Raw genomic sequence first — 22,413 nt, 5'->3', positions numbered from 1 at the left:
GGCTGGGCAACGCCGTACGAAGGGGAGGTGAAGACAACATCCCGCCTCCGGCGCCCTCGCGCCATTCACTCCACAGCGGCGACAATGGCCGCTCGGGCGCACCATGCGCGATCCGCCCACCGAATGCAGGAATGCTGAGATGTCCAACACCCCCTTTGGCGAATCGTCATGTGCTGCCGCAGCCAGCGGCTGCATCGAGGTCCGCGGTGCGCGCGAGCACAACCTGAAGAATGTCGATGTCTCCATTCCACGCAATGCACTGGTGGTGTTCTCCGGCGTGTCGGGGTCCGGCAAGTCCTCGCTGGCCTTCGGCACGGTCTTCGCCGAGGCGCAGCGGCGCTACTTCGAATCCGTCGCGCCCTACGCGCGACGCCTGATCGATCAGGCCGGCGCGCCCGACGTGGATGCCATTGACGGGCTGCCACCGGCGGTCGCCCTGCAGCAGCAACGCGGTGCCAGCAATGCGCGCTCATCGGTGGGCAGCGTGACGACGTTGTCCAGCCTGGTGCGCATGATGTATTCGCGGGCAGGGGCCTACCCGGCCCACCAGCCCATGCTGTACGCCGAAGACTTCTCGCCCAACACCCCACAGGGTGCCTGCAGCACCTGCCACGGCCTGGGGCACGTCTACGAGGTGACCGAAGCGCTGATGGTGCCGGACCCATCGCTGAGCATCCGCGAGCGCGCCATCGCCTCCTGGCCACCGGCATGGCATGGCCAGAACCTGCGCGACATTCTGGTCACGCTGGGCTACGACATCGATGTGCCGTGGAAGAAGCTGCCGAAGAAGGACCGCGACTGGATCCTGTTCACTGAGGAAACCCCGACCGTGCCGGTCTATGCCGGCTTCACGCCCGCCGAGACCCGCGCCGCGCTCAAGCGCAAGCTGGAGCCCAGCTACATGGGCACGTACACCGGCGCACGCCGCTACGTGCTGCACACCTTTGCCAACACCCAGAGCGCGCTGATGCGCAAGCGTGTTTCCCGCTACATGGAGGGCCGGCTGTGCCCCGCCTGCAACGGAAAGCGCCTGAAGCCGGAAGCACTGTCGGTCACCTTCGCCGGCGTGGACATCGGCGAGTTCCTGCGGCTGCCGATGGACCAGCTGGCGGCGTTGCTCGAGCCCATCGCGCAGGGCGACTTCAGTGCACACAGCCACGGCGCGCGTACCAGCAGGCGTGCAACGCCCCGCGATCGCGCCAAGCGGGCAGCAAGTGGCCGCGCGACCCACGAAGGCGCCCCCGACGTGCGCCTGACCTCAGCCTTGTCTGAGGAAAAGCGCCTGGCGGCACAACGCCTGGCGGGTGGGGTCATGGCGCGGGTGGGGCAACTGCGCGCGCTCGGCCTGGGCTATCTCTCGCTGGATCGCGCCACGCCCACGCTGTCGGCCGGCGAGCTGCAGCGCCTGCGGTTGGCCACCCAGCTCAGCTCGTTGCTGTTCGGCGTGCTGTACGTACTCGACGAACCCTCGGCCGGCCTGCATCCGGCCGACAGCCAGGCGCTGTACGACGCGCTGGAACGGCTGCGCGACGGCGGTAACTCGGTGTTCGTTGTTGAACATGATCTGGAGCTGATGCGCCGCGCGCAGTGGCTGGTGGATGTGGGCCCGCAGGCAGGAGAGCACGGCGGACGCGTTCTCTACAGTGGCCAGCCGGATGGCCTGCGCAACGTTCAGGATTCGCGCACGGCGCAGTACCTGTTCGACCAGGTGCCTGCGCCAGCCAGCCGGCAGCGCAGTGCCAACTGCTGGCTGGCGCTGAAAGGCATCCATCGCCACAACCTGCACGGTGTGGACGCGCAGGTACCGCTGGGGCTGCTGACCGCAGTGACCGGCATTTCCGGATCGGGCAAGTCCAGCCTGATGGCGCAGGCGCTGCCTGAGCTGATGCTGCTGCACCTGGGGCACGAGACGGTAGACGACAGCGCCGACAGCTCGCCCACGGATGGACCCACCGTGATCGAAGCCACTCGGGGCCAGCTTGCCGGCGATGTGGATGCCATCCAGCGCGTGGTGCAGGTAGACCAGAAGCCCATCGGCCGCACGCCACGCTCCAACCTGGCTACCTACACGGGCCTCTTCGACCACGTGCGCAAGCTGTTCGCCGCGACACCCGACGCGCGCCGTCGCCGATTCGATGCGGGCCGCTTTTCGTTCAACGTAGCCAAGGGGCGATGCGAGACCTGCGAAGGCGAGGGTTTCGTCAGCGTCGAACTGCTGTTCATGCCGAGCGTCTATGCGCCGTGCCCCACCTGCCACGGCGCCCGCTACAACGAAGCCACGCTGAGGGTGCAGTGGAACGACCGCAACATTGCCGAGGTCCTGCAGATGACGGTGGACCAGGCCCATGCGTTCTTCGCCGGAGAAGAGGCCATCGCCCGCCCGCTGCAGCTGCTGCAGGAGATCGGCCTGGGCTACCTGCGGCTGGGCCAGCCAGCCACCGAACTTTCAGGCGGCGAGGCGCAACGCATCAAGTTGGCCACAGAGCTGCAGCGCAGCCAGCGCGGGCGCACGCTGTACGTGCTGGACGAACCCACCACCGGGCTGCATGCAGCAGACGCGGACAGGCTGCTGGTGCAGCTTCAGCGGCTGGTGGACGCAGGCAACACGGTAGTGATGATCGAGCACGACATGCGTTCTGTCGCACAGGCCGACTGGGTGATCGACGTCGGCCCGGGCGCAGGCGGCGCGGGCGGCACCATCGTGGCGGCTGGGACGCCGCATCAGGTGGCCCACGCCAAGGGCAGCAGGACGGCACCGTTCCTTGCGCGCGAGCTGGCTCCACTGTAGAGCCGAGCCATGCTCGGCTATCGATCTCCAGCGCCGGAAGTCCAGCATGCAGGCCGCGCCTTTCAACAGAAAGCGGGCTCCGGCGCATCGCCGGAACCCCTGGCGGCTCACTTTTCCTGCAGGAACGTCAGTAGGTCCTGGTTGACCTTGTCCTTGTGGGTGTCGGTCAGGCCGTGCGGCGCACCCGGGTAGACAATCAGCTTTGCGCCCTTGATCAGCTTCGCCGATTGGCGGCCTGAGATATCGATCGGCACGATCTGGTCGTCGTCACCGTGGATGACCAGGGTGGGCACATCGAATTTCTTCAGGTCTGCGCGGAAATCGGTGGCCGAGAACGCAGCGATCGAGTCGTAGGTGTTCTTGTGGCCGCCCTGCATGCCCTGTGCCCACCACGCATCGATCAGCCCCTGCGACACCTTCGCGCCCGGGCGGTTGAAGCCATAGAACGGGCCCGACGGAATGTCCTTGTACAGCTGCGCGCGGTTATCCATCTGTGCCTTGCGGATGCCATCGAACACTTCGATCGGCAGGCCGTTCGGATTGTCGGCGGTCTTCAGCATGAACGGCGGTACAGAGCTGATCAGCACGGCCTTCTTCACCCGCCCGGTGCCATGCCGGCCGATGTAGCGCGCCACTTCGCCGCCACCGGTGGAGAAGCCCACCAGGGTCACATCGTGCAGGTCCAGCGTATTGATCACCGTGGCCAGGTCATCGGCGTAGTGATCCATGTCGTTGCCATCCCACGGCTGGCTGGAACGGCCGTGGCCGCGACGGTCATGGGCAATGACGCGGTAGCCGTGGTTGGCCAGGAAGATCATCTGCGATTCCCAGCTGTCCGAGTTCAACGGCCAGCCGTGGCTGAAGGTCACGACCGGACCGTTCTTCGGGCCCCAGTCCTTGTAGTACAGCTGCACGCCATCGGCGGTGGTGATGTAGCTGGCGGTGCGCGCGATGCTGGTGACTGCCGCCGGCGTGGCCGGTTCGGCGGCCTGCGCGGACAGGCCGGCTTGGACCGAGAGGGCGAGGGCGGCAACGGCCAGGGTACGGGCGAAGGTGTTCATGCGGGAACTCTCATGGGTGGGTGGTGAGACGTACTTTGCGCCCGCGATCAGGCGCCCGGGTGATGAACTGTCCTGATTTCTTGATAGATCGTCTTGCACGGATGTGCGCGTACGAATCGATCGCGATCGCCTGTTGACAGGGTAGAACGAGCGTTCTACTTTGCAGCCATGAGCAAGCTCACCACCGACACCCAACAGAAGATCCTGGCCACGGCCGAGGCGCTGATCTACCAGAACGGGATCCACGCCACCGGCATGGACCTGCTGGTGAAGACCTCGGGCGTGGCGCGGAAGAGCATCTACCGCCACTTCGAGAACAAGGACGACGTGGCCGCCGCCGCGTTGAAGGCGCGCGACGTGCGCTGGTTGGCCTGGTTCCGGAACGAATGCGATAAAGCGGACACCCCGGAAGCGCGCATCCTCGGAATGTTCACCGTGCTCAAGAGCTGGTTCCAGTCCGAGGGCTATCGCGGGTGTGCGTTCATCAATACCGCGGGGGAGGTAGGCGACCCGGCTGATCCGATCCGGCAGATCGCGCGTGATCACAAGCAGAAGCTGCTCGATTACACGCTGGAACTTACCGAACAACTGGATGTGGAGCAGCCGGCGGATCTGGCCCGTCAGCTGCTGATCCTGATGGAAGGCGCCATCACCCTGTCACGCGTGATGGGTGATTTCGACGCCGCAGACACCGCGAAGGATGTCGCGAAGCTGTTATTGGAACAGGCCAAGCGTTAGCGCCTGGGTACCCCAGATCCGTTGAAGCAACCCGTATATCCATTTCGATTGGAGGTTTCCCCGTGTCCGCTGAACAACCCCGTCCGCCGCTTCCTCCGTTCACCCTTGAATCGGCCACGCAGAAAGTGCGTCTTGCCGAGGATGGCTGGAACTCCCGCGATGCCGACAAGGTCTCGCTTGCCTATTCGCTCGACACCCAGTGGCGTAACCGTGCCGAATTCACCAACGGTCGGGAGGAAGCCCGGCAGTTCCTGGCACGCAAATGGAACAAGGAGCTCGAGTACCGCCTGATCAAGGAGCTCTGGGCCTTTACCGAAAACCGCATTGCGGTCCGCTACGCGTACGAATGGCACGACGACTCCGGCAACTGGTTCCGTTCCTATGGCAACGAAAACTGGGAATTCGGAGAGGATGGCCTGATGCAGCGCCGCTTCTCGTGTATCAACGACATGCCGATCAAGGAGAGCGACCGCAAGTTCCATTGGCCGCTGGGGCGTCGCCCGGATGATCACCCGGGGTTGTCGGAGCTGGGTATGTGATTCCCGCTGAGGCGCCATCCGAAGCACGCTCAGGTACGATGGGGAGGCCGGCGTCTGCGCCGGCCGGGGGAAGGGGGCGCAATGGACATGCAGGCAGGGGGCGGATTCGATCCGCCGGCAAAGACCGATTCGCAGGAACTGACATTCCACTGGCTCTACCAGCGGGTGCAGGGACTGGTTGAGCACAGCATCTACCCCAAGGCGGGCAGGGTGGAGACGTGGGCGTTTCGCATCGGCGTGGGTGCGGCGATCATCGGCATTCTCATGGGGCAGCTTCCGGATCGATGGCTGCCTCTTGGCGCAGTGCTCCAGGTGGTTGTTGCCTGCCTGGCAATCGAAATCGGAGGGTTCATTGTCGGTGGTGTCCTGGCCGCCCGCAGGGGCATTCGCCAGTTCAGCCAGCCGCGGCTCTCGCACGCCCGGGAGATGGATGAAGACTTCGCTCACTGGCAAGCGGTGGTGACCGAGCTTCGCGGATTCCCGCGCGTCCAGCGCGAGCGGCGACTCAAGTTCGTCAGCACCTTGCGCACAAACATGGTTGAGCGCATGGGCATGATGTATGGCGGCCTGCAGCGGCTGGGACCATTTCCATTGCTGATTGCCCTCTATCTGCAGTTCCGCGGCTGGAAATGGGGCGACTGGGCGGGCGCTTTCGATGTTGGTCCACTGGGTGCACTACTGATCTTCGCCATGGTGCTGCTGTACCTGCTGGGCTGGATGCTGATCGGCCTTCGCACCAGGCTTGATACCTACGTTGCCTTGTTGGAGGGCTCCATCCACGAACCCGAGCCCTCCCAGCCAACGCCTTTGTAGCGTCGGGCCATCATGTTCCTCATGCTGAGGGACAAACAGGACTGTGAGTCATCCAGTCAGGCATACGCATGGCTCAAGAGTGCCGCGCTGCGGCTGGATGCAGCCGATTTCTTCGGGCGTGCTGCATCGTGTTCGTACATTTCGCCGACTTCACAGGCCTGTACCCCGCAGAGGGGCATAGTAGCCCTTCGGTAGTGTGAGCGCGTCCATCCAGCCACGGGGTTTCCCCGAACGCCAGGAGGTCACTGTGCCAAGTTGTGATGAAGGAATGAAGTTGACGCGTCGCCAGGTGATCGCCGGCGGCGTCACGACCGTGGCGATATCCGCCGCACCGGGGGCGTCATCGCTCGCCGCCGAACTGGCGGCGCCCCCGCCGCCCAGGCCGCCGGTCATCAGCAAGGTGGCCTTGACCGTCAACGGCAAGCGGCGGGAACTTGAACTGGACACCCGGACCACGCTGCTCGATGCCCTGCGCGAACATCTGAAGCTGACCGGGACCAAGAAGGGCTGCGACCACGGTCAATGCGGTGCCTGTACCGTACTGGTCAACGGTGAGCGCATCAATGCCTGCCTCAGCCTGGCGGTGCAGCACCAGGGCGATGCCATCACCACCATTGAAGGCCTCGGAACCCCCGATGACCTGCATCCGATGCAGGCCGCCTTCATCAAGCATGATGGCTACCAGTGCGGGTATTGCACGCCGGGGCAGATCTGCTCGGCGGTGGCGGTACTGGACGAGATCAAGCGGGGTGTCCCCAGCCATGTGCAGGCGGATGTCAGCGCACGGCCCCGTGCCACCAACATGGAAATGCGCGAACGCATGAGCGGCAACCTCTGCCGCTGCGGGGCCTATTCCAACATTGCCGAGGCGATGGCAGAGGTCGCTGGCGTGACCTCTGCAGGGAGGCGCTCATGAGGGCCTTCAGTTACGAACGCGCCAAATCCCCGGCCGAGGCCGCCAGGGCCGTCGCCGGTACCGAGGGCGCGAAATTCCTGGCTGGAGGGACCAATCTGCTCGACCTGATGAAGCTGGAGGTCGAGACGCCAACGCACCTGGTCGACGTGCAGGACATCGGCCTGGACAGGATCGAACCCACCGACGAGGGCGGCCTGCGCATCGGCACGCTGGTCACCAATACCGCACTGGCGTCGCATGAGCGCGTGCGCCGCGACTACGCGGTGCTGACCCGCGCGATCGTGGCAGGCGCCTCCGGGCAGCTGCGCAACAAAGCCACCACCGGCGGCAACCTGCTGCAGCGCACGCGCTGCCCGTATTTCTACGACCCCAATCTGCCTTGCAACAAGCGCCTGCCCGGATCCGGCTGCGGCGCACTCGAGGGGTTCTCCCGGCAGATGGGCGTGATCGGCACCTCGGACAGCTGCATCGCGACCTATCCGGGCGACATGGCGGTGGCCCTGCGGGTGCTGGACGCCTCGATCCAGACCGTCAGGGGGGACGGCAGTACGCGCAGCATCCCGATTGCCGATTTCCATCGTTCGCCCGGCGACAGGCCGCAGCAGGACAACGTGCTGCAGCGCGGTGAGCTGATCACCCACGTCACGCTGCCAGAACCCCTGGGCGGTCGGCACGTGTACCACAAGGTGCGGGACCGCGCGTCCTATGCGTTCGCACTGGTGTCGGTCGCCGCGGTCGTACAGCGTGACGGCTCGGCGCGGTTCGCCTTCGGTGGGGTCGCGCCGAAGCCGTGGCGCGTCGAGGCAGCCGAACCCCTGCTGCGCGACGGCGTGAAGGCCGCGACCCGGCAGGTGTTCGCCGGTGCCCGTCCGACGCCGGAGAACGCGTTCAAGATCGCGCTCGCCGAGCGCACCCTCGCAGCCGTGCTGGCGGAAGGAGAGCGCTGATGCCCCTTGAATTCAACGCCCCCGCCGGCGACAACCTGTTCGACAAGGCCAAGGTCGTCGGCAAGTCGACGCCGCGCATCGACGGTCCACGCAAGACCACCGGCACCGCTCCCTATGCCTACGAGCGCCATGACGTGGCGCCGAACCAGGCCTACGGCTACATCGTCGGCGCGGGCATCGGCAAGGGGCGCATCATTTCGATGGATGCCTCCCGCGCACGTGCCGCGCCCGGCGTACTGGCGGTCATCACCGCACCGGAAACCAAGCCCGTCGGCACATCGAACTGGAACAATGCACCGTTGTTCGGCGGAGCAGAGGTGGCCCACTACCATCAGGCCATCGCCTGCGTGGTGGCAGAGACCTTCGAGCAGGCCCGCGCCGCCGCGGCGCTGATCCGCACCCGCTACGAGCGCAGCAAGGGCCGCTTCGATTTCCAGGCCCTGGCACCGTCCGCGCCGCTGGCAAAGGGGCGTGACGGCAAGCCCGACCGGCAGGCGCTGGGCGATTTCGACACTGCCTACGCGAGCGCCGCGGTCAAGCTCGACGAGACTTACCACACCTCCGACGAAAGTCATTCGATGATGGAGCCGCACGCCACCATCGCCGCCTGGGAGGGTGACACGCTCACGTTGTGGACGGCGAACCAGATGATCGACTGGGCCAGGCAGGGCATGGCGGCGATCCTCGGCATCGATCCTGCCAAGGTGCGTGTGGACTCGCCCTATATCGGCGGCGGCTTCGGCGGCAAGCTGTTCATCCGTGCCGACGCGGTGCTGGCCGCGTTGGCGGCCAAGCAGGTCGGGCGACCGGTGAAGATTGCGCTGCAACGCCCGTTGATGCCCAACAACACCACGCACCGGCACGCCACCCTCCAGCGCGTGCGGATCGGCTGCGGAAAGGATGGCCGGATCTCCGCCATCGCCCATGAGAACTGGTCGGGCAACATCAACGGCGAGGATGGCGAAAACGGCACCCTGCAGACGCCCAAGCTCTATGCAGGCGCCAACCGCCTGGTCGCCAACTACATCGCCACGCTCGACATGCCCGAAGGCAATGCGATGCGCGCACCGGGCGAAGCACCGGGCCACATGGCGCTGGAAGTGGCGATGGACGAAATGGCCGAGAAGCTGGGCCTCGACCCGATCGCGTTCCGCATCCTCAACGAGCCCGAGGTCGTGCCCGGCGATCCGTCCAAGAAGTTCTCCGACCGCAACCTGGTGCGCTGCCTGCGCGAAGGCGCGGAGCGCTTCAACTGGAACAAGCGCAACCCCAGGCCGGCGCAGGTCAGGGAAGGGGACTGGCTGGTCGGCATGGGCGTGTCTGCGGGCTATCGCGGCGCACCGACGATGAAGTCGGCGGCGCGGGTGCGGCTTGACGGCCAGGGCGGGGTGATTGTCGAGACCGACATGACCGACATCGGCACCGGCTCCTACACGATCATCGCGCAGACGGCAGCCGAGACCATGGGCGTGCCACTGGACCAGGTCCAGGTGACCCTCGGAGACTCCCGTCATCCCGCCTCCGCCGGTTCCGGCGGCCAGTGGGGCGCGGCAAGCTCCACCGCAGGCGTGTACGCGGCGTGCGTCAGCCTGCGCCGCAAGGTGGGTGAGAAACTGGGCTTCGACGGCGACACCGCAGACTTCGCCAATGGCCGCATCCAGGCGGGTGGGCGGACCATCAAGCTGGCGGAGGCGGGGACACTGTCGGCGGAGGACGGCATTGCCTTCGGCGACTTCAAGCAAGGCTACGACGTCGGCACCTACGCAGGGCATTTCTGCGAGGTTGCCGTGCATGCCTACACGGGAGAGACGCGCATCCGCCGCATGCTTGCCGTATGCGATGGCGGCCGGATCCTCAATCCTCTCTCCGCACGCAGCCAGGTCATCGGCGGGATGGTGATGGGTGCGGGCGCGACCCTTATGGAGGAGCTGGTGGTCGACAAACGGCTGGGCTTGTTCATCAACCACGACCTGGCCGGCTACGAGGTTCCCGTGCATGCCGACATTCCGTACCAGGAAGTGGTCTTCCTCGACACGCTGGATCCGGTGATCTCGCCAATGAAGGCCAAGGGCGTGGGTGAACTGGGCATCTGCGGGGTCGGCGCCGCGATCGCCAATGCGGTCTACAACGCAACCGGCGTGCGCGTCCGCAACTATCCCATTACCCTGGACAAGCTGCTGCCCGGCTTGCCCGACGTAGGCTGACGGTGCGCATGGACCGACCCGCAGCCTCGACCAGCCTGGAGGCCTCCGCCGCAGGCGGAGGGGAGCCCTGCGGTCTTGCAGGGCAGCTGTCGGCAGCGCCGGGCTTCCTCGCCGAAGGCAGCCCGCGCGGCGTACTCGAGACGGCCTTGACGCGCGTGCGCACGGGGGAGCACGCCGTGCTCGCGCTGGTGCTGGAAACCGATGGCTCCACTTACGCCGGTGCCGGCGACATGGTGCTGTTCTGCAACGGCAGCCAGGTCGGCTGGCTCAGCGGCGGATGCCTGGAGCCCGAGCTCGCGCGACGCGCGGAGCAGGTGAGCGCGGCAGGGCGGGTCGACTGGATCGAGATCGACACCCGCAGTGACGACGACCTGCTGAGCGGGTCCGCGCTCGGGTGCCGCGGCCGGCTGCGGATTGCGCTCCTGCCATTGCGTGCCATGGCCGGCATCGACGACGTCATCGAGGCTTGGCTCCGCGAGGGCGTGTCACTCCAGCGCGACCTTCGTACGTCGGGGCAGATCGTTTTCCGCGCCGGCCATCGCGAGCAGGCATGGCAGCTGCGTCCGATGGACGGGGCGCAGTCCTTTGGCGAGGGCGCATGGCATTTGCCGTTGCTCCGGCTTCCGCGGGCCCTGGTGTTGGGGGGCGGTCCCGAAACGCCCTTCCTGGTTCCGTTGCTGCGGGGCCTGGGGTGGCGGGTCAGCGTGGCCGAACGGCGAGCGCGCTGGGCCTCAGCCGGGCAGTGCGCAGATGCGCATCTTCAGACCAGCCCGGCCGAGGCCCTTCATGGCGACCCGTGCGACGCGGTACTGGTGATGCATCACGATTTCGAACTGGACCGGGAGGCGCTGGTGGCTCTGGCTGATACCAAAGTTATGTTCGTTGGACTGCTGGGTCCGCGGCGAAGGCGCGAGGACCTGTTCAAGTTGCTGACACCGGATCAGCGCCACCGCCTTTCCCCGAGACTTCGATCACCGGTCGGCCTGGACATCGGCGGCCGAGGGCCAGAGGCGATTTCGCTCAGCATCGCCGCGCAGCTGCAGCAATGGCGAAGCGCGCACGGCAGGTGACTGACGCGCATGCGGTCGTCGTGCTGGCTGCCGGCGGGAGCACCCGGCTTGGCCAGCCCAAGCAGCTTCTGACCCGGCAGGGCGAAACCCTGGTACATCGCGTGGTGCGGTTGGCGCGCGAGCTCGCGCCAGCGCAGGTACTGGTCGTGGTGGGCGCGAACGCACAGGCCGTGACATCCAGCATTGCCGGGCTGGAGGCCACTGCAGTAACCAACCAGCACTGGGAACGCGGCCTGGCGAGCAGTCTGCAGGTTGCCGACGCACACCTGCTGCCCACGGTGACCGCGGTGATGGTCGTGGCATGCGACCAGCCCGCAATCGAGCGCTCCCATCTGCAGGCGCTGCTTTCGGGTGCCCGCGCCTCGGCGTCAGGGTGCGCTGGCACCTGTCATGGAGACGCGCTTGGCATTCCTGCAGTAGTGCCGCGCGCATGGTTCAATCAAGTGGGTGCAAGCGGTGACCGCGGCTTCGGAGCGCGCTTGAGGCAGCTTCCCAGCGATACCGTGCATGCCCTTCAAGCGCCGGAACTGGGCCTGGATATCGATACGCCAGAAGATCTTGTGCGTGCGCGCGATGCGGGCTGGATCGATGCAGGGAGGTGACCCGCATGATCACTGGGCCAATGCCTGTCGCGCAGGTGACGAGCGGTAGGGCTGGAGCCCGGACCCTCGCTGCCCGCAGCCCTGTAGAGTGAAGCCATGCTCGACTACGGCACGCCACATCGCGCCCCATCAGGCGCTTCACCAGCAAGAATCTGCAGCAGCCGATCCAACAGAACAGGTTCCGGCACGCCAGCCAGTACCTGCTCCAGGTAATCCAACGGCTCCACCTGCCATTGGAGGAGCGCCCGCAACCGCACAACGGCGGGCGCCCGCTGCCTCGCGTCCAGCGAGGTCCACAACAGCAGATGTTGCGGGCGCCTCTCCAGCAAGAGCACCGGAACGCCGTTGCAGCGAATCTGGAAAGCGACATCCCGTTGCCGTTCAACGAACTGGAAGCCCTGTCGTGGCCGAGCCTCCACGAACTGCACGGCTTGGCGGCGCAGTTGTGAGAATCGATCATCGTTGATGATTTGGAACGCGACAGGCGAGGGCACCGGCGGCGCCGGCCACAGCGCCTGTGCCGCAACCACCACCACAAGACAGAGCGCGTTGGCTGCCCAGCGGCACCACCCCACTCAGCCCTCCGGATGCAGTCGGGTACTGGCGTGTGCGGTAAGGCCGATTCCGGCCATGATCAGCCCCTCCATCACGCGCGGGCCGACGTATTGCTCCAGCTCGCCGTTCTCGCGGGCGCGCTCCGCGGCCAGCAGAATCTCCAGGACCACGCGAAGGCCGGCCAGCGAGCAATCGGTATCCGCCAAGGCAATGCGCCGGCCCGGCATCTGATGGCGCTCAGGCCAGGGCTGGCCATCGGAGGCGGCGCCGGAGCCGATGCTGTGCAGCAGGGCGATGAGGGTGTTCGGGTCCAGCGCAGGGCCATTCGCAGGCAGGTCGTGGATGGGGTGCGGGGCAGGGGAGGGGGGCTGGGTCATGGCTGGGCTCCTTGCGTGCATGCAGAAGCCGCCACCGATAAAGGTGGCGGACGGTGCGAGGTTCGAAACCCGGTCTACGCTAAACCGGCAGGCGCAAGGCCTCCACGCACCGCCCGCCATAGCCGGCCGACGGATTGCCAGCCGGCACCACCTGATGGGTGATGCCGGCTGGCAAGCGTTTACTTCAGCGTAGAACCGGGGTTTCGAATCCCGGCCACCTGTTCAAGGTGGCACGGCAAGGAATACGCCCGGTTGTGCGCGATGCCAATGCAGTAGGGCTGATGACGTCACTACTTTCAACATTTTCAGAATCGTTGCATATCGCGCAATGAGGCTGGAGCCTTGCGCTGCAATGCTATCGGCGATGTCGGTGGTGCAAGTCTGCCGACTGTCGGCATCCGCCCGGCGAGGCTGTGAGCGAGGCGGATGCGACATGTTTGCCAAGGGCCGTCGGGCGTCAGTAGCCCTTCAACGCGGCCTTAGTCCGCTCCAGCCATGTGGCATTGTGGCTCCGCGCGTGGCGCGACCAATGCTGGGCATCGTCGATGATGCTGGCGAACAGGCTGCGGGCTTGCTCGCGATCGTCGGGTTGCGGCTGCGCCATCAGCCATTCGGCGTAGAGGCAGCGTGCGGCCGCATCGTTTCCGCATTCCACGGCCCGCTCGAACGCGGCACGGGTGCCGGGCGCTTGGGTAGCCGCCAGTGCCTGCGCGTAAAGCAGCGTCTGTTCCGGCTTGCGACGCACGTCCGGGTGGCGGGCGAACAGGCCGTCCAGCGTCTCCACCGCAAGCGTAGCGTGCCCGGACTCGAGGCGGGCACGGGCAAGGCCGGTCAGGATGTAGGGATCGTCGCCCAGCGGCGAGCTGGCTGCCTGTTCAAGCAGGGTCTTGGCTTCCTCGGCCTGGCCGGCATACAGCAGCGTCATGCCCAGGCGAACCCGGTTCTGCACGGTGGGCGTGCGGGCCAGTTCGGTGCGGGCGTTGCGCAGGTCCTGGCCCGGGTCCATGAGCTGCTTGGCGGAACGGACAACCTGCCGGGCGCCGCGCGAATGGCGGACTTCCGGGAAGTAGATCGCCAGGAAGTAGACGACGCTAGAAAGTACTCAATGTTCCTGTGTTCGGGCCGATAAGTAGCCATGGACTTGGGCGGTTGCGCCTGCGTCGCCTCTTTGAACGCAAAGGACTGTGTTGCATGAAGACAGTATTGGAGCTCGTTGCCGATCGCGCCGCGTCGGACATTGCTCGCATCTTCCCAGAGAACTGGAGCTCGCCCAAGGCCGGCCGGAACATCAGAGATCTGGTGGCCTACGCACTGGCGGGGATGAACTATCGGGACGCTGTTCGGCAGGTGCGCGCTGAGGGCGAGCCTCGCTATCCCAACCCGCTGCCATTCATGGACGCGGTTCCAGATCACGATGGGGAGTTCAGCCTGGACGTCGCCATCAGGGACGCCTTCGACTGGCTCCAATTCGAACTCGTCGCTTGCGGAGGTGTGTTAACCAGCGTGTCCAAGGCGAGGCACGGGCCAACTGCCATGCTTGTTCGTACGCGCTTGGACGCGGTCCGCAGTCAGACGATCGAGGATCCAAACAAGAGGGCGTTCACGGCAATCGTTCTCGCGACCGATCACGGACAACTGCTCAGTGAACTGGAGCTTCTTGCCGACCTCAAAGGTTCATGGGAGCTTTCGAACTATGAGTATGCGCTTGCTGGCAAGGGCGATGCCATTGGTGTTCACGTCACGGTCGATCCTCAGGATCGATTCCGCATCAGGAAGCGCCGCAGGTGGGCTGCCCCCTCTGTTGATGTGTCCAGGAAGCGATCCGCCCTGAGCGATTCAATGGCCGCCGTCTACAACCCTTCCTATGAAAGTCGCGTGTGGGTTCCCGTGCTACGCGATGAGCAGGACTGGTGGCTGGAGCAGTAGCCACCCCAGCAGTAGCGGCCTTGCCGCATGACCCGCACCGCGGATGGAATTAACGTTTTTCAAGGAGTGCAAGATGGCTGAAGAAAAGAAGGCAGTGACGCTGAGCAGTGTGGATCAGAAGAAGGTAAATCGACTTGCGCGGGAAGGGATGAAGCTGGTCGACATCCGTCGGGAACACTTCCCGGAGGTCAAGTACTCCGCGCTCCGCGCCGTGGTTCTCGATACGGGTTCCCAGTCAGCGATTGGTCGCTTCAAGGCGATCAACAAGGAGCTGGCTCTCATGGCACAGGCCACTACGGGGGCGCAGCGCAAAGAACTTGCTGCTTCACTGAGTGCGCGTATCAAAAGCCTTCATGAGGACTACATCAGGAGCGCAAAGAAGCTGGACCAGGTGCGCGACGTCCTCCAGAAGTAGCCCGGCGCAGGAAGCCCGCCAAGGGTTGAAGGCAGCTGCCTGGCGCTGATCAGCCGGGCAGTTGTTCTACTCATGAAAGCCAGGCCGGACTTCCCAGCGCAGCGTTGAGAGCGATCAGTTCAGGGCGAACGTCACCGGAACCACGATACGCCCTCTTGCAGGCATTCCATCGATGGTTGCCGGGTTGAAGGTCCATCGCCGCGCGGCCTCCTTGGCGGCGCGATCCAGGTCGCTGTTACCGGAGGATGTCTCCACCGACACATCGGTGGGATAACCCTGCGCATCGACATCGACCCTCACCCGGACAACGCCCTCGATGCCAGCGCGGAAAGCTGTCGGAGGGTAGCGCGGGGCAGGGGAGGAACGAATGGTGATGTCGGTGGAACCGGGTGATTGCTCGGGTGCCGCATTGTCAGCCGGGGGAGTCACATCATGATCCTGCGCGGGCTTGTCCTGTTCTGCAGGCAGGCCTTCAGCTACCGGCTGGGAGGGCCGGGGATCCGCCGCTTGCGGAGCTGCCCTGGTTGTCGCGCATCCCTCCATGATGCGATTAGCGATCCAACCCTGGATGTCACGGCAGGCATTGAAATTTCCACCCTGACACTCCCGACGGGTCTGGGCCTCGCCTCGATCGATGATCGCGCACTTGTCCTCTACAGGCGCGACTGCGGTCTGAGCCGGAGCAGCCATTCCCTGCGCCGTTGTATCTCCCTTCACCACCATGCGGGCGTTGACGGTCAACACGGAGCCGTTGCTGGACTGCGAGACGATCGACATGTAGGGCGTGTTGGCGGGAATCTCACCCCGCCGATCTCCCTCTGGAAGGATGAATTGCTTCACTGGAACCGGGGAGACGCAGACCACGTAGAACCGCTTTGCCAGGTCATGCGCTGGTGCAGTGGTGGCGATTCCCTTGCATTGCGTGCCGTTGGTCAATCGCTCCTCGCTGACCGGACCGCTTGCACTGCATTGGCCAGCAGTCGTGCAAAGCGTCATCTCGCCGCCGCCGATACGGAATTCGTAGCTGTTACCCGTCAGCGCTTTCCCTGTGGTGTCGTCCACCAGAAGCAAGGATTTCGGCTTGTCAAAGAATGCAGGCCCAATCGATGCGATGTAGCCCCTTGAGTCCAGCGCATAGTCCTCGTTCTCGGCACCTTGGCCCGTAGGAAGGTGCCGGCAGGCAAACCACGCAACGCCAGCGAGGACAGCGCAAACCAGCAGCAGCGCTGGCCAAGGGCTCCGCCGGGCATTCCGCTCGGCCTTGCTTTGCCTGAACTGCAGCGGCGCAGTATCGCCAACAGAAGCTGTCGCGGCCTGTTGGGGCCCAGGCGTGCCGCCATTGACGGGCATGCCAGAGGCGGGCTCCCGCGCGGCCGATATCGGGTTTCCGCAGTGTGGACATGAGGAAGCGCGGTCACTGACCTGCCTCCCGCATTCCGAGCAATTGATCAGCGCCAAGTTATCCCCCTGTGCCTTCGTGGCTATGTGATGTCCTGAATGGCACGCTGGCCATCGCTCGCTATTATAGGCATCGAGGCCGCTGTCATCACGTTCGATAAAGACCAGAGGGCATCGGGTCACTGCTGGCGAAATCTAATAGGCGCGGGAACTGGCCACTCTCGTGTACCTGCTCCATACCGCCTACATGACGTCGTTGCGGCGCTCGCGGCAACCGTTAGAATCTCGCCAACCTATTGAATTCTGCCACGCAAGATGATCGATGACATTGAGCTTGCCATGGCGCTCGACCCTGAACTGGGAAGGCTGCACGAGAGCGGCAAGAACCTGAGTGGAGAGGCCCAGGCACTCAGCTTTTCCCATCTTCGCGGCTTCGCCCATAGATTCTGTACGCTCGTAGATGAGCGCAATGCTCAGAGTAATGAGCCCCTTGCATAGAAGATTCGAAACCTCGGCACTCGCGGCATAGCGAACCGGCCTGTATTGAGTGCTCTGGGTGTACTGCATTCCAACGGCAACATAGCGGCTCATCCCGAACACTACGGCTACACTTCACACGACTTCGGTGGCATGTCCAAGCTGTCACTCGACGCCGCTTTGCGGCTTCTGAAGGAGCTGTACTGGCGAGCGCACTAAGTCGAAGTTGACTGCATCGTAGCCCCCGTGAAGTCCAGCACTCTATGGCAGATGTGTGGGAAAGCCACGCTGGACGGTGATTCGGAGGCAATGTTCCAGGCCGGATCGTACTTCATGGAGTGCTCGAGCCCCGCTGGCCGGACGCTGGTGGAGGCCAAGGACGTTGCAACCACCTTCGTCTGCTCCAAGCATCCGGAGACCGGTCAGTGGTGCATCCCCGATGAGTTCAAAGATGCGCTGGTGGTGATCGATGAGGTGCATGAGTTCTACGTCGCACAGCGCAATCAGCTGCCGGAAGAAGTGGAGAACTTCTTCGCCCTGATCGGATAGAACGGCGGTGACGCGTTGATCATGACGCAGTGGATCAACCGCGTGCATTAGGCGGTCAGGGCACGTATCGAGCGCAAGAACGTCTTCCAGAAACTCACGGCCGTAGGTCTGAAATCGCGCTACCGGGTCACGTATTTCCACACCGCCAGCCCGGGCAAATTCGAGGTCGTTGGCAGCAAGACGCTCAAGTACGATCCGGCCATCTATCCGCTGTACCACGGCTATGCGGTCGGCACCGAGAATGCAGAGGTATATGAGGAAGGCGGGACGAACATCTGGAAGCAGCTTGCGCCCAAGATCGCCATTGCCGCCGTGGGGCTGATCTTCGGCATATGGGCATTCGGCGGCTACTTCATCAGGATGATGCACAGCGACGAGCCGGAAGCTGCTGTAGAGGCCCCGACAGGCACTAGGGCAACGCAGGGGCAGGGCGCCCACAAGCCGATCAGCACCGGCGCCGTGCCGGCCGCGGCCGTTGCGGTGCCTGCCGCCGATCCACTGGCCGGGATGACCGTCGAGCAGCGCTATGTGGCCGCCATGACGCAGGCGAACCGGATTCGGTTGGCCTTTACCGCCCAGTTCGGAGACCGTTCGGTGGGCATGGTCGAATGGGTCGACGGCTCAGGGAACACGGTCGATCAGTTGACCTTTGATGCACTGATCGCGATGGGCTACCGACTCCGGGTTGCCGTCTACGGAGTTCGCCTCACGGCGGGTTCGTTTGAGACGGTTGCAACGGCGTGGCCGAGGGAAGCACCCCGGCGCGAGGAAGAGCCAACGTTGTACCGCCTGGACAGTGACCGTGCTGCCGCTGTATCTGCGAGCGTAGCGAGTGGAAGCGGCGGCGGCGCGGGCGCGGTCATGGCGGCAAGTAGCGGGGGCACCATCGTGCGCGTAGGTGAGCGCCCCATGGGCACGTTCCCAGAATCGAAACCCTACCCACCAAGCTTCTAATTAATGTGACGCGTCACGCCCAACTTGGCCTAACGCCCTGCGCACGGTAAGCTTCGGCCTGCACAGGGGAAAGCAATGAAGACATGGATTTCAGCAGGCCTTCTTCTGCTTGCGTGCAGTGCGCACGCTCAGCAGGTCAATAAATGCGTCACCAAGACCGGCACCGAGTATCGATCCGGCCCCTGCGATGACGGCGTTGCGACCAAGACATGGTCCGCGCAGGTAGCCCCGAGATCTCCCGAGGTGGTCGCCAATGAGCGTCGCCTCGATCAGATCCGCCAAGAATCAGCAGCCAGGACACAGCGAGCTCACGCGACACCGGCTTCTCGCGGTACCGCGATCCAGTTTTCCCAATACAAGGATCCCGATCGCTGCGCCTGGGCAAAAGCCCAACGGGCGGCGGCGTTTGAGGCGGCAGGCCATAGGCGGACTTTCGCGCTGAGCCGCCAAATGGATGACTTAGTCTATGGATCTTGCAAGTAGGCCCACCTTCGTGATCGCGAAGCGTAAATCAGCCCTAAAGGCCCATTTTTAAGAGTGCAATCACAATGGCTGACTGGATTGATGGAATAGCATTGATCGGAACTCTCGGGTCACTATGGATCGCACGGAGCGCACTGAAGCTATCGAGAGACGCGAACCAGCTACAGCAACGAATGGCGCTTGCACAGGTTCGGCCATGGGTAGTTACAAAGGGACCTTGCAGTCTAACCGCCCCTCTGTGCATCGGGCGTCCGGTTTCCTTTGCGCAGTGGATCACTCTTAACGGCAATGCTCCAGCAGTTCGGCTACGAGTCGATTCGTACTGGGAGCTGGTTGCAGCCGAGAATGCCAAACAGCATTTCGGTATTGAGCGGGTCTGCATTCAACGGCGCATCGGTGAGGGCAGCTTAGGCGTGTTAGCGCCCGGGCAAAGTCAGTGCTTGGTGAACGGGAAGAACAAGTGCCTATCGGCCTCGGATTTCGGAAAGATCTTCGCCGGAACTCACGTACTCCGCATTGTCATCATTGTCGAGTACGAGCACACATCAAGCCCAGGCATCGTCTTTCGAACCACTACGGCAGCAATTTGTGATAAGTCCGTATTTAAGCCTTTTGACCGAAGCGTGGATCTGTTGCCAGCACCGGATGGATTCCACTTGGAGTAGCTCCAAAGGGGTGTAGGGGCGACGCCCCTACGGAAGCGCCTCACACGCGCTGGCGAGGCCTCGGCCCACGGCTCATGTAGACCACATTGGAAGCCTCGGCGTCGGAGCCGGGATCACGCACGCCAAACCGTCGCTCCCGCCGAATTCTGATAGCTTCGGCAAGGTAGATGACGCTAGATTTCGCCGAGCCCGAAGCTTTCCGGTTTGCCGAAGCCCGGGGAGCGGCCTCGGCCATCATCAGCCGCCATTCCCGGGCAATGTTGCAGGTCAACGACCACCAGGTGATATCGCATGGATCCAGCTGGTGACCTTCAGGTGTGAACATATGGCCGCCTTGGAAGCCGAATCCGGCCCACTGGCCGGTTAGGTCAGTTCGGTCATGCGGATCGATCTCGATCATGCTGCAAGCTCATCCTTGTCGGGGGAGCCAACAGGGAGTGATGGAGCAGCTAATCCTGTTACCTCGCAGTCTTTGCATTTCAACAGTCTACAAAGGTGAAGCTCCAACTCCAAAAAAATGAATAGGCGAGCATCTTGAGGTATATGTGTTACTTATCCATTGACTACAGGTATTTCTGTTACTAGTTCGGCGGGGAGTCTGACAGGGTTCGGTCACCGGTTGCGCCCCAAGCCGCTCGGGAGTAGCGTGATGCAGCACGCCAGCGACATCTGACGCCGCAACCGGCAACTGCCCAGGCCCAGGTCGCCCACGAAGCGATCAAGCCCGAATAGATCCTGTGGATGCCTAGACCGTTGCCCCGCCCTCGCAGGGATGTCCATTTGGAGCACGGGAATGAGTGTTACGACCAAGGCTAGGCAACGCCGTCTAGGTGTGCGGCAGGCTCGGACAAGCAACTCGGCAAACCTTTGGACACTGCAGTCTCCGACAGCTGAGTGTCCGGTGACGCTTAGTGGTGACCTGAGAATGAAGCTCTTCTTCCACTGTGAAGGCGACCCAAACGTCCGTGACGCAGAGTATCGTGAGCCGCTGACACAGGTCCTTCTAGACAGCGGACCGATCAGCCTTGATGCGCTGACTACACTAACGGATGGCTCTATTCAGGCTCGGATGATCGACGACGGATCGGAGCGGGCCCGACGAGATATCGAAGCACTGAGTGCAAAGCTCGGCAAATCAGTCACCATTTTCAGCACGCGTGATCTGGGTCAGGCCAAGATGAGGATCCGCAACTGGCAAGCAGCCATCTCTGCTTTTCACCGCTGCCGCGGTTCGGATCTCACTTTTCTGGCAAAAGAAGTTGAATCGATGGTCCGACGACGCGGCAAGGCGACCCTAAGAGAAGTCATTCGAACGCTTAATCAGCAGCATCCTGCGGTGCTGGTAGGAGCGACGGTACTAGCGCTGCGCACTCGAACCATAGGCTCGGACATGGATGCCCACCCATGGTCTGTGCACACAAGGCTATTCAGGTGCGGACATGGCCCAGAACCTTAAGTTCAACCGGAGAACGCTCCCGGCAGACCTTGCAGACTATAGCGAGTGGCCGGCCTGTGAAACCAGTCAGATGGACCCGGCTGATCTAGCGCTGTTTGAGCGAAGAAAGAAGGCACTGATTGCGTACTTAAGTGGCTACCGAACTGCCGAGATAGCTTCTCGGCTCGGGATCGAGCGTACTGAGGTATTGCGGTACCTGAATCGATGCGTCGCTGTCATGGATGATGGCCGTATTGCGGGGTGGGTCGGCCTCATTAAGGGATTTCGCAAGCAGAAGCCTACACGCTCTAAGCCCGTGAACGCGATGCCAGGCCAGTCATTCGGTGGCTATACGGGTGCCCTATCAGCGCTGTTTGACTCGCAACCGGATGTGCAGTCCGCACTGGACAATTACCTCGCCACTGGCATCACCCCAGAGGGAGCTAAGCAAGGGCGTGTTACCCCCAAGAAGGCTCATCAGATCTTCCTCGAGCTCTGTCGTCATGCCGGACTTCGCAGGAGTGAATGGCCGTTCTGTGTCACCCGGCGCGGCAGGGAAGCCATTTGTGCGTACCTGAAGCAATTCTTCACTGCAAACCACGAACGCGTCGCATCCCTGCAGTACGGCGAGGAGTGCAGGCAGCGTTCAAGGAGGCCATGGGAGCAGTCGGATACTCCTAAAGCCTCGGCCCCTTTTGAGATAGTAGAGGCTGATGAGCATACGGCCGACATCATCTTTGCAGTGGGTGTGAGCACTCCAAAGGGAATCAAATACGTTCCCAGTCATCGCATGACGCTCATCGTCATCGTTGATAGGTTCACGAGCTTCATTCTAGGCTGGGACGTGGTAGTCCGTCGAACGATTGCTAGCTCCGACTTCCTCAGGTGCATCGATCATGCATCTTCTGGACAGTGTCTCTCAGAACAGCTGCGAATTGCACTTGCAGGAACGCTTTCAGAGGAGGTCGATCCTTCAGAATTGCGCTTTGGCTTTGGAAGCCTTTTCGTCGACAACGCACTCGCGCACCTGTCGGACAACGTAGGCGACAGGGTTAGGGGAGAGACTGGCGCCGCCATTTCCTTCGGTGCCATTAGGCGGCCCAAGCGTCGAGCACTTGTAGAGCGAGTGTTTGGGTGGTTGGCATCGGCCGTTTTTCATCAGTCGCCATCGACCACGGGGAATACCCCCAAGGATACCCTGCGCAACCAACCGGAGTGTAAGGCCGTCAGAAATCAGGTGACCCTTGAGAAGCTGATGAAGGACACGGCAAAGGCCGTTGCGCGTTGGAACTCGACGCCTACGGAGGCCAACTATGGCAGCAGTCCCGCTGACCAATTGCTCGAATACTATGCCCCTGGCTTGAAGTGACCCCCGAGACTTGGACAGGGGTCAGGCGGCCGATTGGGCCTGTTGGGCCTGCTCCCGGTACTGTACCGGGCTCAGGCCCTTCAATTTCAATTTGATTCGCTCTTGGTTGTAGTACTGGATGTATTCCACCAG

21 protein-coding genes and 2 pseudogenes are annotated in these 22,413 nt (G+C 63.4%); 15 read left to right on the top strand and 8 right to left on the bottom strand.

Annotation, left to right across the window (positions count from 1 at the left end):
- The first annotated feature begins 139 nt into the window (after positions 1-139).
- Positions 140-2,788 carry an excinuclease ABC subunit UvrA gene (locus AC5P8J_RS04800; protein WP_227854249.1) on the top strand — a complete coding sequence of 883 codons (2,649 nt, stop codon included), beginning with the start codon at positions 140-142 and terminating at the stop codon, positions 2,786-2,788.
- 107 nt (positions 2,789-2,895) lie between these two features.
- On the opposite strand, the gene AC5P8J_RS04795 is transcribed toward AC5P8J_RS04800, so the two are convergent.
- Positions 2,896-3,849, bottom strand: a complete 954-nt coding sequence (locus AC5P8J_RS04795) for an alpha/beta fold hydrolase (protein ID WP_207049101.1) — start codon at positions 3,847-3,849, stop codon at positions 2,896-2,898.
- 168 nt (positions 3,850-4,017) lie between these two features.
- Here AC5P8J_RS04795 and AC5P8J_RS04790 point away from each other — a divergent pair, with 168 nt between their 5' ends.
- The 8 genes from AC5P8J_RS04790 (at position 4,018) to AC5P8J_RS04755 (ending at position 11,678) form a co-directional block, all read left to right on the top strand.
- Entirely contained in the window at positions 4,018-4,587 is a 570-nt protein-coding gene (locus AC5P8J_RS04790) for a TetR/AcrR family transcriptional regulator (RefSeq protein ID WP_021202430.1), read from the top strand.
- A gap of 62 nt (positions 4,588-4,649) precedes the next feature.
- Positions 4,650-5,126, top strand: coding sequence for a nuclear transport factor 2 family protein (locus tag AC5P8J_RS04785; protein ID WP_021202431.1), 477 nt, complete (start codon positions 4,650-4,652; stop codon positions 5,124-5,126).
- Positions 5,127-5,207: 81 nt separating this feature from the next.
- Positions 5,208-5,939 (top strand): hypothetical protein, encoded by a 732-nt coding sequence (locus AC5P8J_RS04780; RefSeq protein WP_227854248.1) that lies wholly within the window; start codon positions 5,208-5,210, stop codon positions 5,937-5,939.
- 268 nt (positions 5,940-6,207) lie between these two features.
- On the top strand, positions 6,208-6,855 hold the full coding sequence (gene paoA, locus AC5P8J_RS04775) for an aldehyde dehydrogenase iron-sulfur subunit PaoA (protein WP_021202433.1): 648 nt from the start codon (positions 6,208-6,210) through the stop codon (positions 6,853-6,855).
- The gene (locus AC5P8J_RS04770; RefSeq protein ID WP_227854247.1) at positions 6,852-7,802 is read left to right on the top strand and encodes an FAD binding domain-containing protein; all 951 of its coding nucleotides are present in this window, start codon (positions 6,852-6,854) and stop codon (positions 7,800-7,802) included. Before paoA ends, AC5P8J_RS04770 begins: the two co-directional genes overlap by 4 nt.
- Positions 7,802-10,006: an aldehyde oxidoreductase molybdenum-binding subunit PaoC gene (paoC, locus tag AC5P8J_RS04765; RefSeq protein ID WP_495216643.1), complete on the top strand. Its 2,205-nt coding sequence runs from the start codon at positions 7,802-7,804 to the stop codon at positions 10,004-10,006. The genes AC5P8J_RS04770 and paoC overlap by 1 nt, the downstream gene beginning before the upstream one ends.
- An 8-nt stretch (positions 10,007-10,014) precedes the next feature.
- Entirely contained in the window at positions 10,015-11,076 is a 1,062-nt protein-coding gene (locus AC5P8J_RS04760; protein WP_227854245.1) for an XdhC family protein, read from the top strand.
- Entirely contained in the window at positions 11,052-11,678 is a 627-nt protein-coding gene (locus AC5P8J_RS04755) for a nucleotidyltransferase family protein (RefSeq protein WP_227854244.1), read from the top strand. Before AC5P8J_RS04760 ends, AC5P8J_RS04755 begins: the two co-directional genes overlap by 25 nt.
- A 104-nt stretch (positions 11,679-11,782) precedes the next feature.
- Here AC5P8J_RS04755 and AC5P8J_RS04750 read toward each other — a convergent pair whose 3' ends face one another.
- The 3 genes and pseudogenes from AC5P8J_RS04750 to AC5P8J_RS04740 form a co-directional block, all read right to left on the bottom strand.
- Positions 11,783-12,253 (bottom strand): hypothetical protein, encoded by a 471-nt coding sequence (locus tag AC5P8J_RS04750; RefSeq protein ID WP_227854243.1) that lies wholly within the window; start codon positions 12,251-12,253, stop codon positions 11,783-11,785.
- Positions 12,254-12,610, bottom strand: a complete 357-nt coding sequence (locus tag AC5P8J_RS04745; protein ID WP_227854242.1) for a hypothetical protein — start codon at positions 12,608-12,610, stop codon at positions 12,254-12,256.
- Positions 12,611-13,067: 457 nt separating this feature from the next.
- Positions 13,068-13,712 (bottom strand): annotated as a pseudogene (locus AC5P8J_RS04740) (tetratricopeptide repeat protein); the annotation flags it as partial.
- An 89-nt stretch (positions 13,713-13,801) separates the two neighbouring features.
- On the opposite strand from AC5P8J_RS04740, the gene AC5P8J_RS04735 reads away from it, so the two are divergent.
- Entirely contained in the window at positions 13,802-14,536 is a 735-nt protein-coding gene (locus tag AC5P8J_RS04735) for a hypothetical protein (protein ID WP_111102673.1), read from the top strand.
- 73 nt (positions 14,537-14,609) lie between these two features.
- Positions 14,610-14,951 carry a hypothetical protein gene (locus AC5P8J_RS04730; RefSeq protein ID WP_146268422.1) on the top strand — a complete coding sequence of 114 codons (342 nt, stop codon included), beginning with the start codon at positions 14,610-14,612 and terminating at the stop codon, positions 14,949-14,951.
- Positions 14,952-15,065: 114 nt separating this feature from the next.
- Here AC5P8J_RS04730 and AC5P8J_RS04725 read toward each other — a convergent pair whose 3' ends face one another.
- Together AC5P8J_RS04725 and AC5P8J_RS04720 are read right to left on the bottom strand one after the other, a co-directional pair.
- Positions 15,066-16,301 carry an energy transducer TonB gene (locus AC5P8J_RS04725; protein ID WP_227854269.1) on the bottom strand — a complete coding sequence of 412 codons (1,236 nt, stop codon included), beginning with the start codon at positions 16,299-16,301 and terminating at the stop codon, positions 15,066-15,068.
- 291 nt (positions 16,302-16,592) lie between these two features.
- Positions 16,593-16,940, bottom strand: coding sequence for a hypothetical protein (locus tag AC5P8J_RS04720; RefSeq protein ID WP_146268423.1), 348 nt, complete (start codon positions 16,938-16,940; stop codon positions 16,593-16,595).
- Positions 16,941-17,096: 156 nt separating this feature from the next.
- Between AC5P8J_RS04720 and AC5P8J_RS04715 the strand changes: the two are divergent.
- Positions 17,097-17,597: pseudogene (locus tag AC5P8J_RS04715) on the top strand (zonular occludens toxin domain-containing protein); the annotation flags it as partial.
- Positions 17,598-17,687: 90 nt separating this feature from the next.
- Positions 17,688-18,329 carry a hypothetical protein gene (locus tag AC5P8J_RS04710; RefSeq protein WP_227854274.1) on the top strand — a complete coding sequence of 214 codons (642 nt, stop codon included), beginning with the start codon at positions 17,688-17,690 and terminating at the stop codon, positions 18,327-18,329.
- A 1,188-nt stretch (positions 18,330-19,517) separates the two neighbouring features.
- Here AC5P8J_RS04710 and AC5P8J_RS04705 read toward each other — a convergent pair.
- Positions 19,518-19,877, bottom strand: a complete 360-nt coding sequence (locus AC5P8J_RS04705; RefSeq protein WP_321186246.1) for a DUF3653 domain-containing protein — start codon at positions 19,875-19,877, stop codon at positions 19,518-19,520.
- Positions 19,878-20,402: 525 nt separating this feature from the next.
- On the opposite strand from AC5P8J_RS04705, the gene AC5P8J_RS04700 reads away from it, so the two are divergent.
- Positions 20,403-20,933, top strand: a complete 531-nt coding sequence (locus tag AC5P8J_RS04700; RefSeq protein WP_459004414.1) for a hypothetical protein — start codon at positions 20,403-20,405, stop codon at positions 20,931-20,933.
- Positions 20,917-22,281, top strand: a complete 1,365-nt coding sequence (locus tag AC5P8J_RS04695) for a hypothetical protein (RefSeq protein ID WP_495216641.1) — start codon at positions 20,917-20,919, stop codon at positions 22,279-22,281. The genes AC5P8J_RS04700 and AC5P8J_RS04695 overlap by 17 nt, the downstream gene beginning before the upstream one ends.
- A gap of 21 nt (positions 22,282-22,302) precedes the next feature.
- On the opposite strand, the gene AC5P8J_RS04690 is transcribed toward AC5P8J_RS04695, so the two are convergent.
- On the bottom strand, positions 22,303-22,413 hold a 111-nt coding region (locus tag AC5P8J_RS04690; RefSeq protein ID WP_288042072.1), incomplete at its 5' end, for an IS3 family transposase.

This window comes from Stenotrophomonas sp. YJH_SMC_37 (assembly GCF_059370035.1).
The sequence above is the reverse complement of the archived record's forward strand: the minus strand, read 5'-3'. Positions and strand labels throughout refer to the sequence as shown.

Bases quoted from the DNA above. Each gene is read 5' to 3' on its own strand.
- AC5P8J_RS04800 (WP_227854249.1), top strand. From the start codon at position 140: ATGTCCAACACCCCCTTTGGCGAATCGTCATGTGCTGCCGCAGCCAGC.
- AC5P8J_RS04795 (WP_207049101.1), bottom strand. From the start codon at position 3,849: ATGAACACCTTCGCCCGTACCCTGGCCGTTGCCGCCCTCGCCCTCTCG.
- AC5P8J_RS04790 (WP_021202430.1), top strand. From the start codon at position 4,018: ATGAGCAAGCTCACCACCGACACCCAACAGAAGATCCTGGCCACGGCC.
- AC5P8J_RS04780 (WP_227854248.1), top strand. From the start codon at position 5,208: ATGGACATGCAGGCAGGGGGCGGATTCGATCCGCCGGCAAAGACCGAT.
- paoA (WP_021202433.1), top strand. From the start codon at position 6,208: ATGAAGTTGACGCGTCGCCAGGTGATCGCCGGCGGCGTCACGACCGTG.
- AC5P8J_RS04770 (WP_227854247.1), top strand. From the start codon at position 6,852: ATGAGGGCCTTCAGTTACGAACGCGCCAAATCCCCGGCCGAGGCCGCC.
- paoC (WP_495216643.1), top strand. From the start codon at position 7,802: ATGCCCCTTGAATTCAACGCCCCCGCCGGCGACAACCTGTTCGACAAG.
- AC5P8J_RS04760 (WP_227854245.1), top strand. From the start codon at position 10,015: ATGGACCGACCCGCAGCCTCGACCAGCCTGGAGGCCTCCGCCGCAGGC.
- AC5P8J_RS04755 (WP_227854244.1), top strand. From the start codon at position 11,052: ATGGCGAAGCGCGCACGGCAGGTGACTGACGCGCATGCGGTCGTCGTG.
- AC5P8J_RS04745 (WP_227854242.1), bottom strand. From the start codon at position 12,610: ATGACCCAGCCCCCCTCCCCTGCCCCGCACCCCATCCACGACCTGCCT.
- AC5P8J_RS04735 (WP_111102673.1), top strand. From the start codon at position 13,802: ATGAAGACAGTATTGGAGCTCGTTGCCGATCGCGCCGCGTCGGACATT.
- AC5P8J_RS04730 (WP_146268422.1), top strand. From the start codon at position 14,610: ATGGCTGAAGAAAAGAAGGCAGTGACGCTGAGCAGTGTGGATCAGAAG.
- AC5P8J_RS04725 (WP_227854269.1), bottom strand. From the start codon at position 16,301: ATGCCCGTCAATGGCGGCACGCCTGGGCCCCAACAGGCCGCGACAGCT.
- AC5P8J_RS04720 (WP_146268423.1), bottom strand. From the start codon at position 16,940: ATGAGCCGCTATGTTGCCGTTGGAATGCAGTACACCCAGAGCACTCAA.
- AC5P8J_RS04705 (WP_321186246.1), bottom strand. From the start codon at position 19,877: ATGATCGAGATCGATCCGCATGACCGAACTGACCTAACCGGCCAGTGG.
- AC5P8J_RS04700 (WP_459004414.1), top strand. From the start codon at position 20,403: ATGAAGCTCTTCTTCCACTGTGAAGGCGACCCAAACGTCCGTGACGCA.
- AC5P8J_RS04695 (WP_495216641.1), top strand. From the start codon at position 20,917: ATGGCCCAGAACCTTAAGTTCAACCGGAGAACGCTCCCGGCAGACCTT.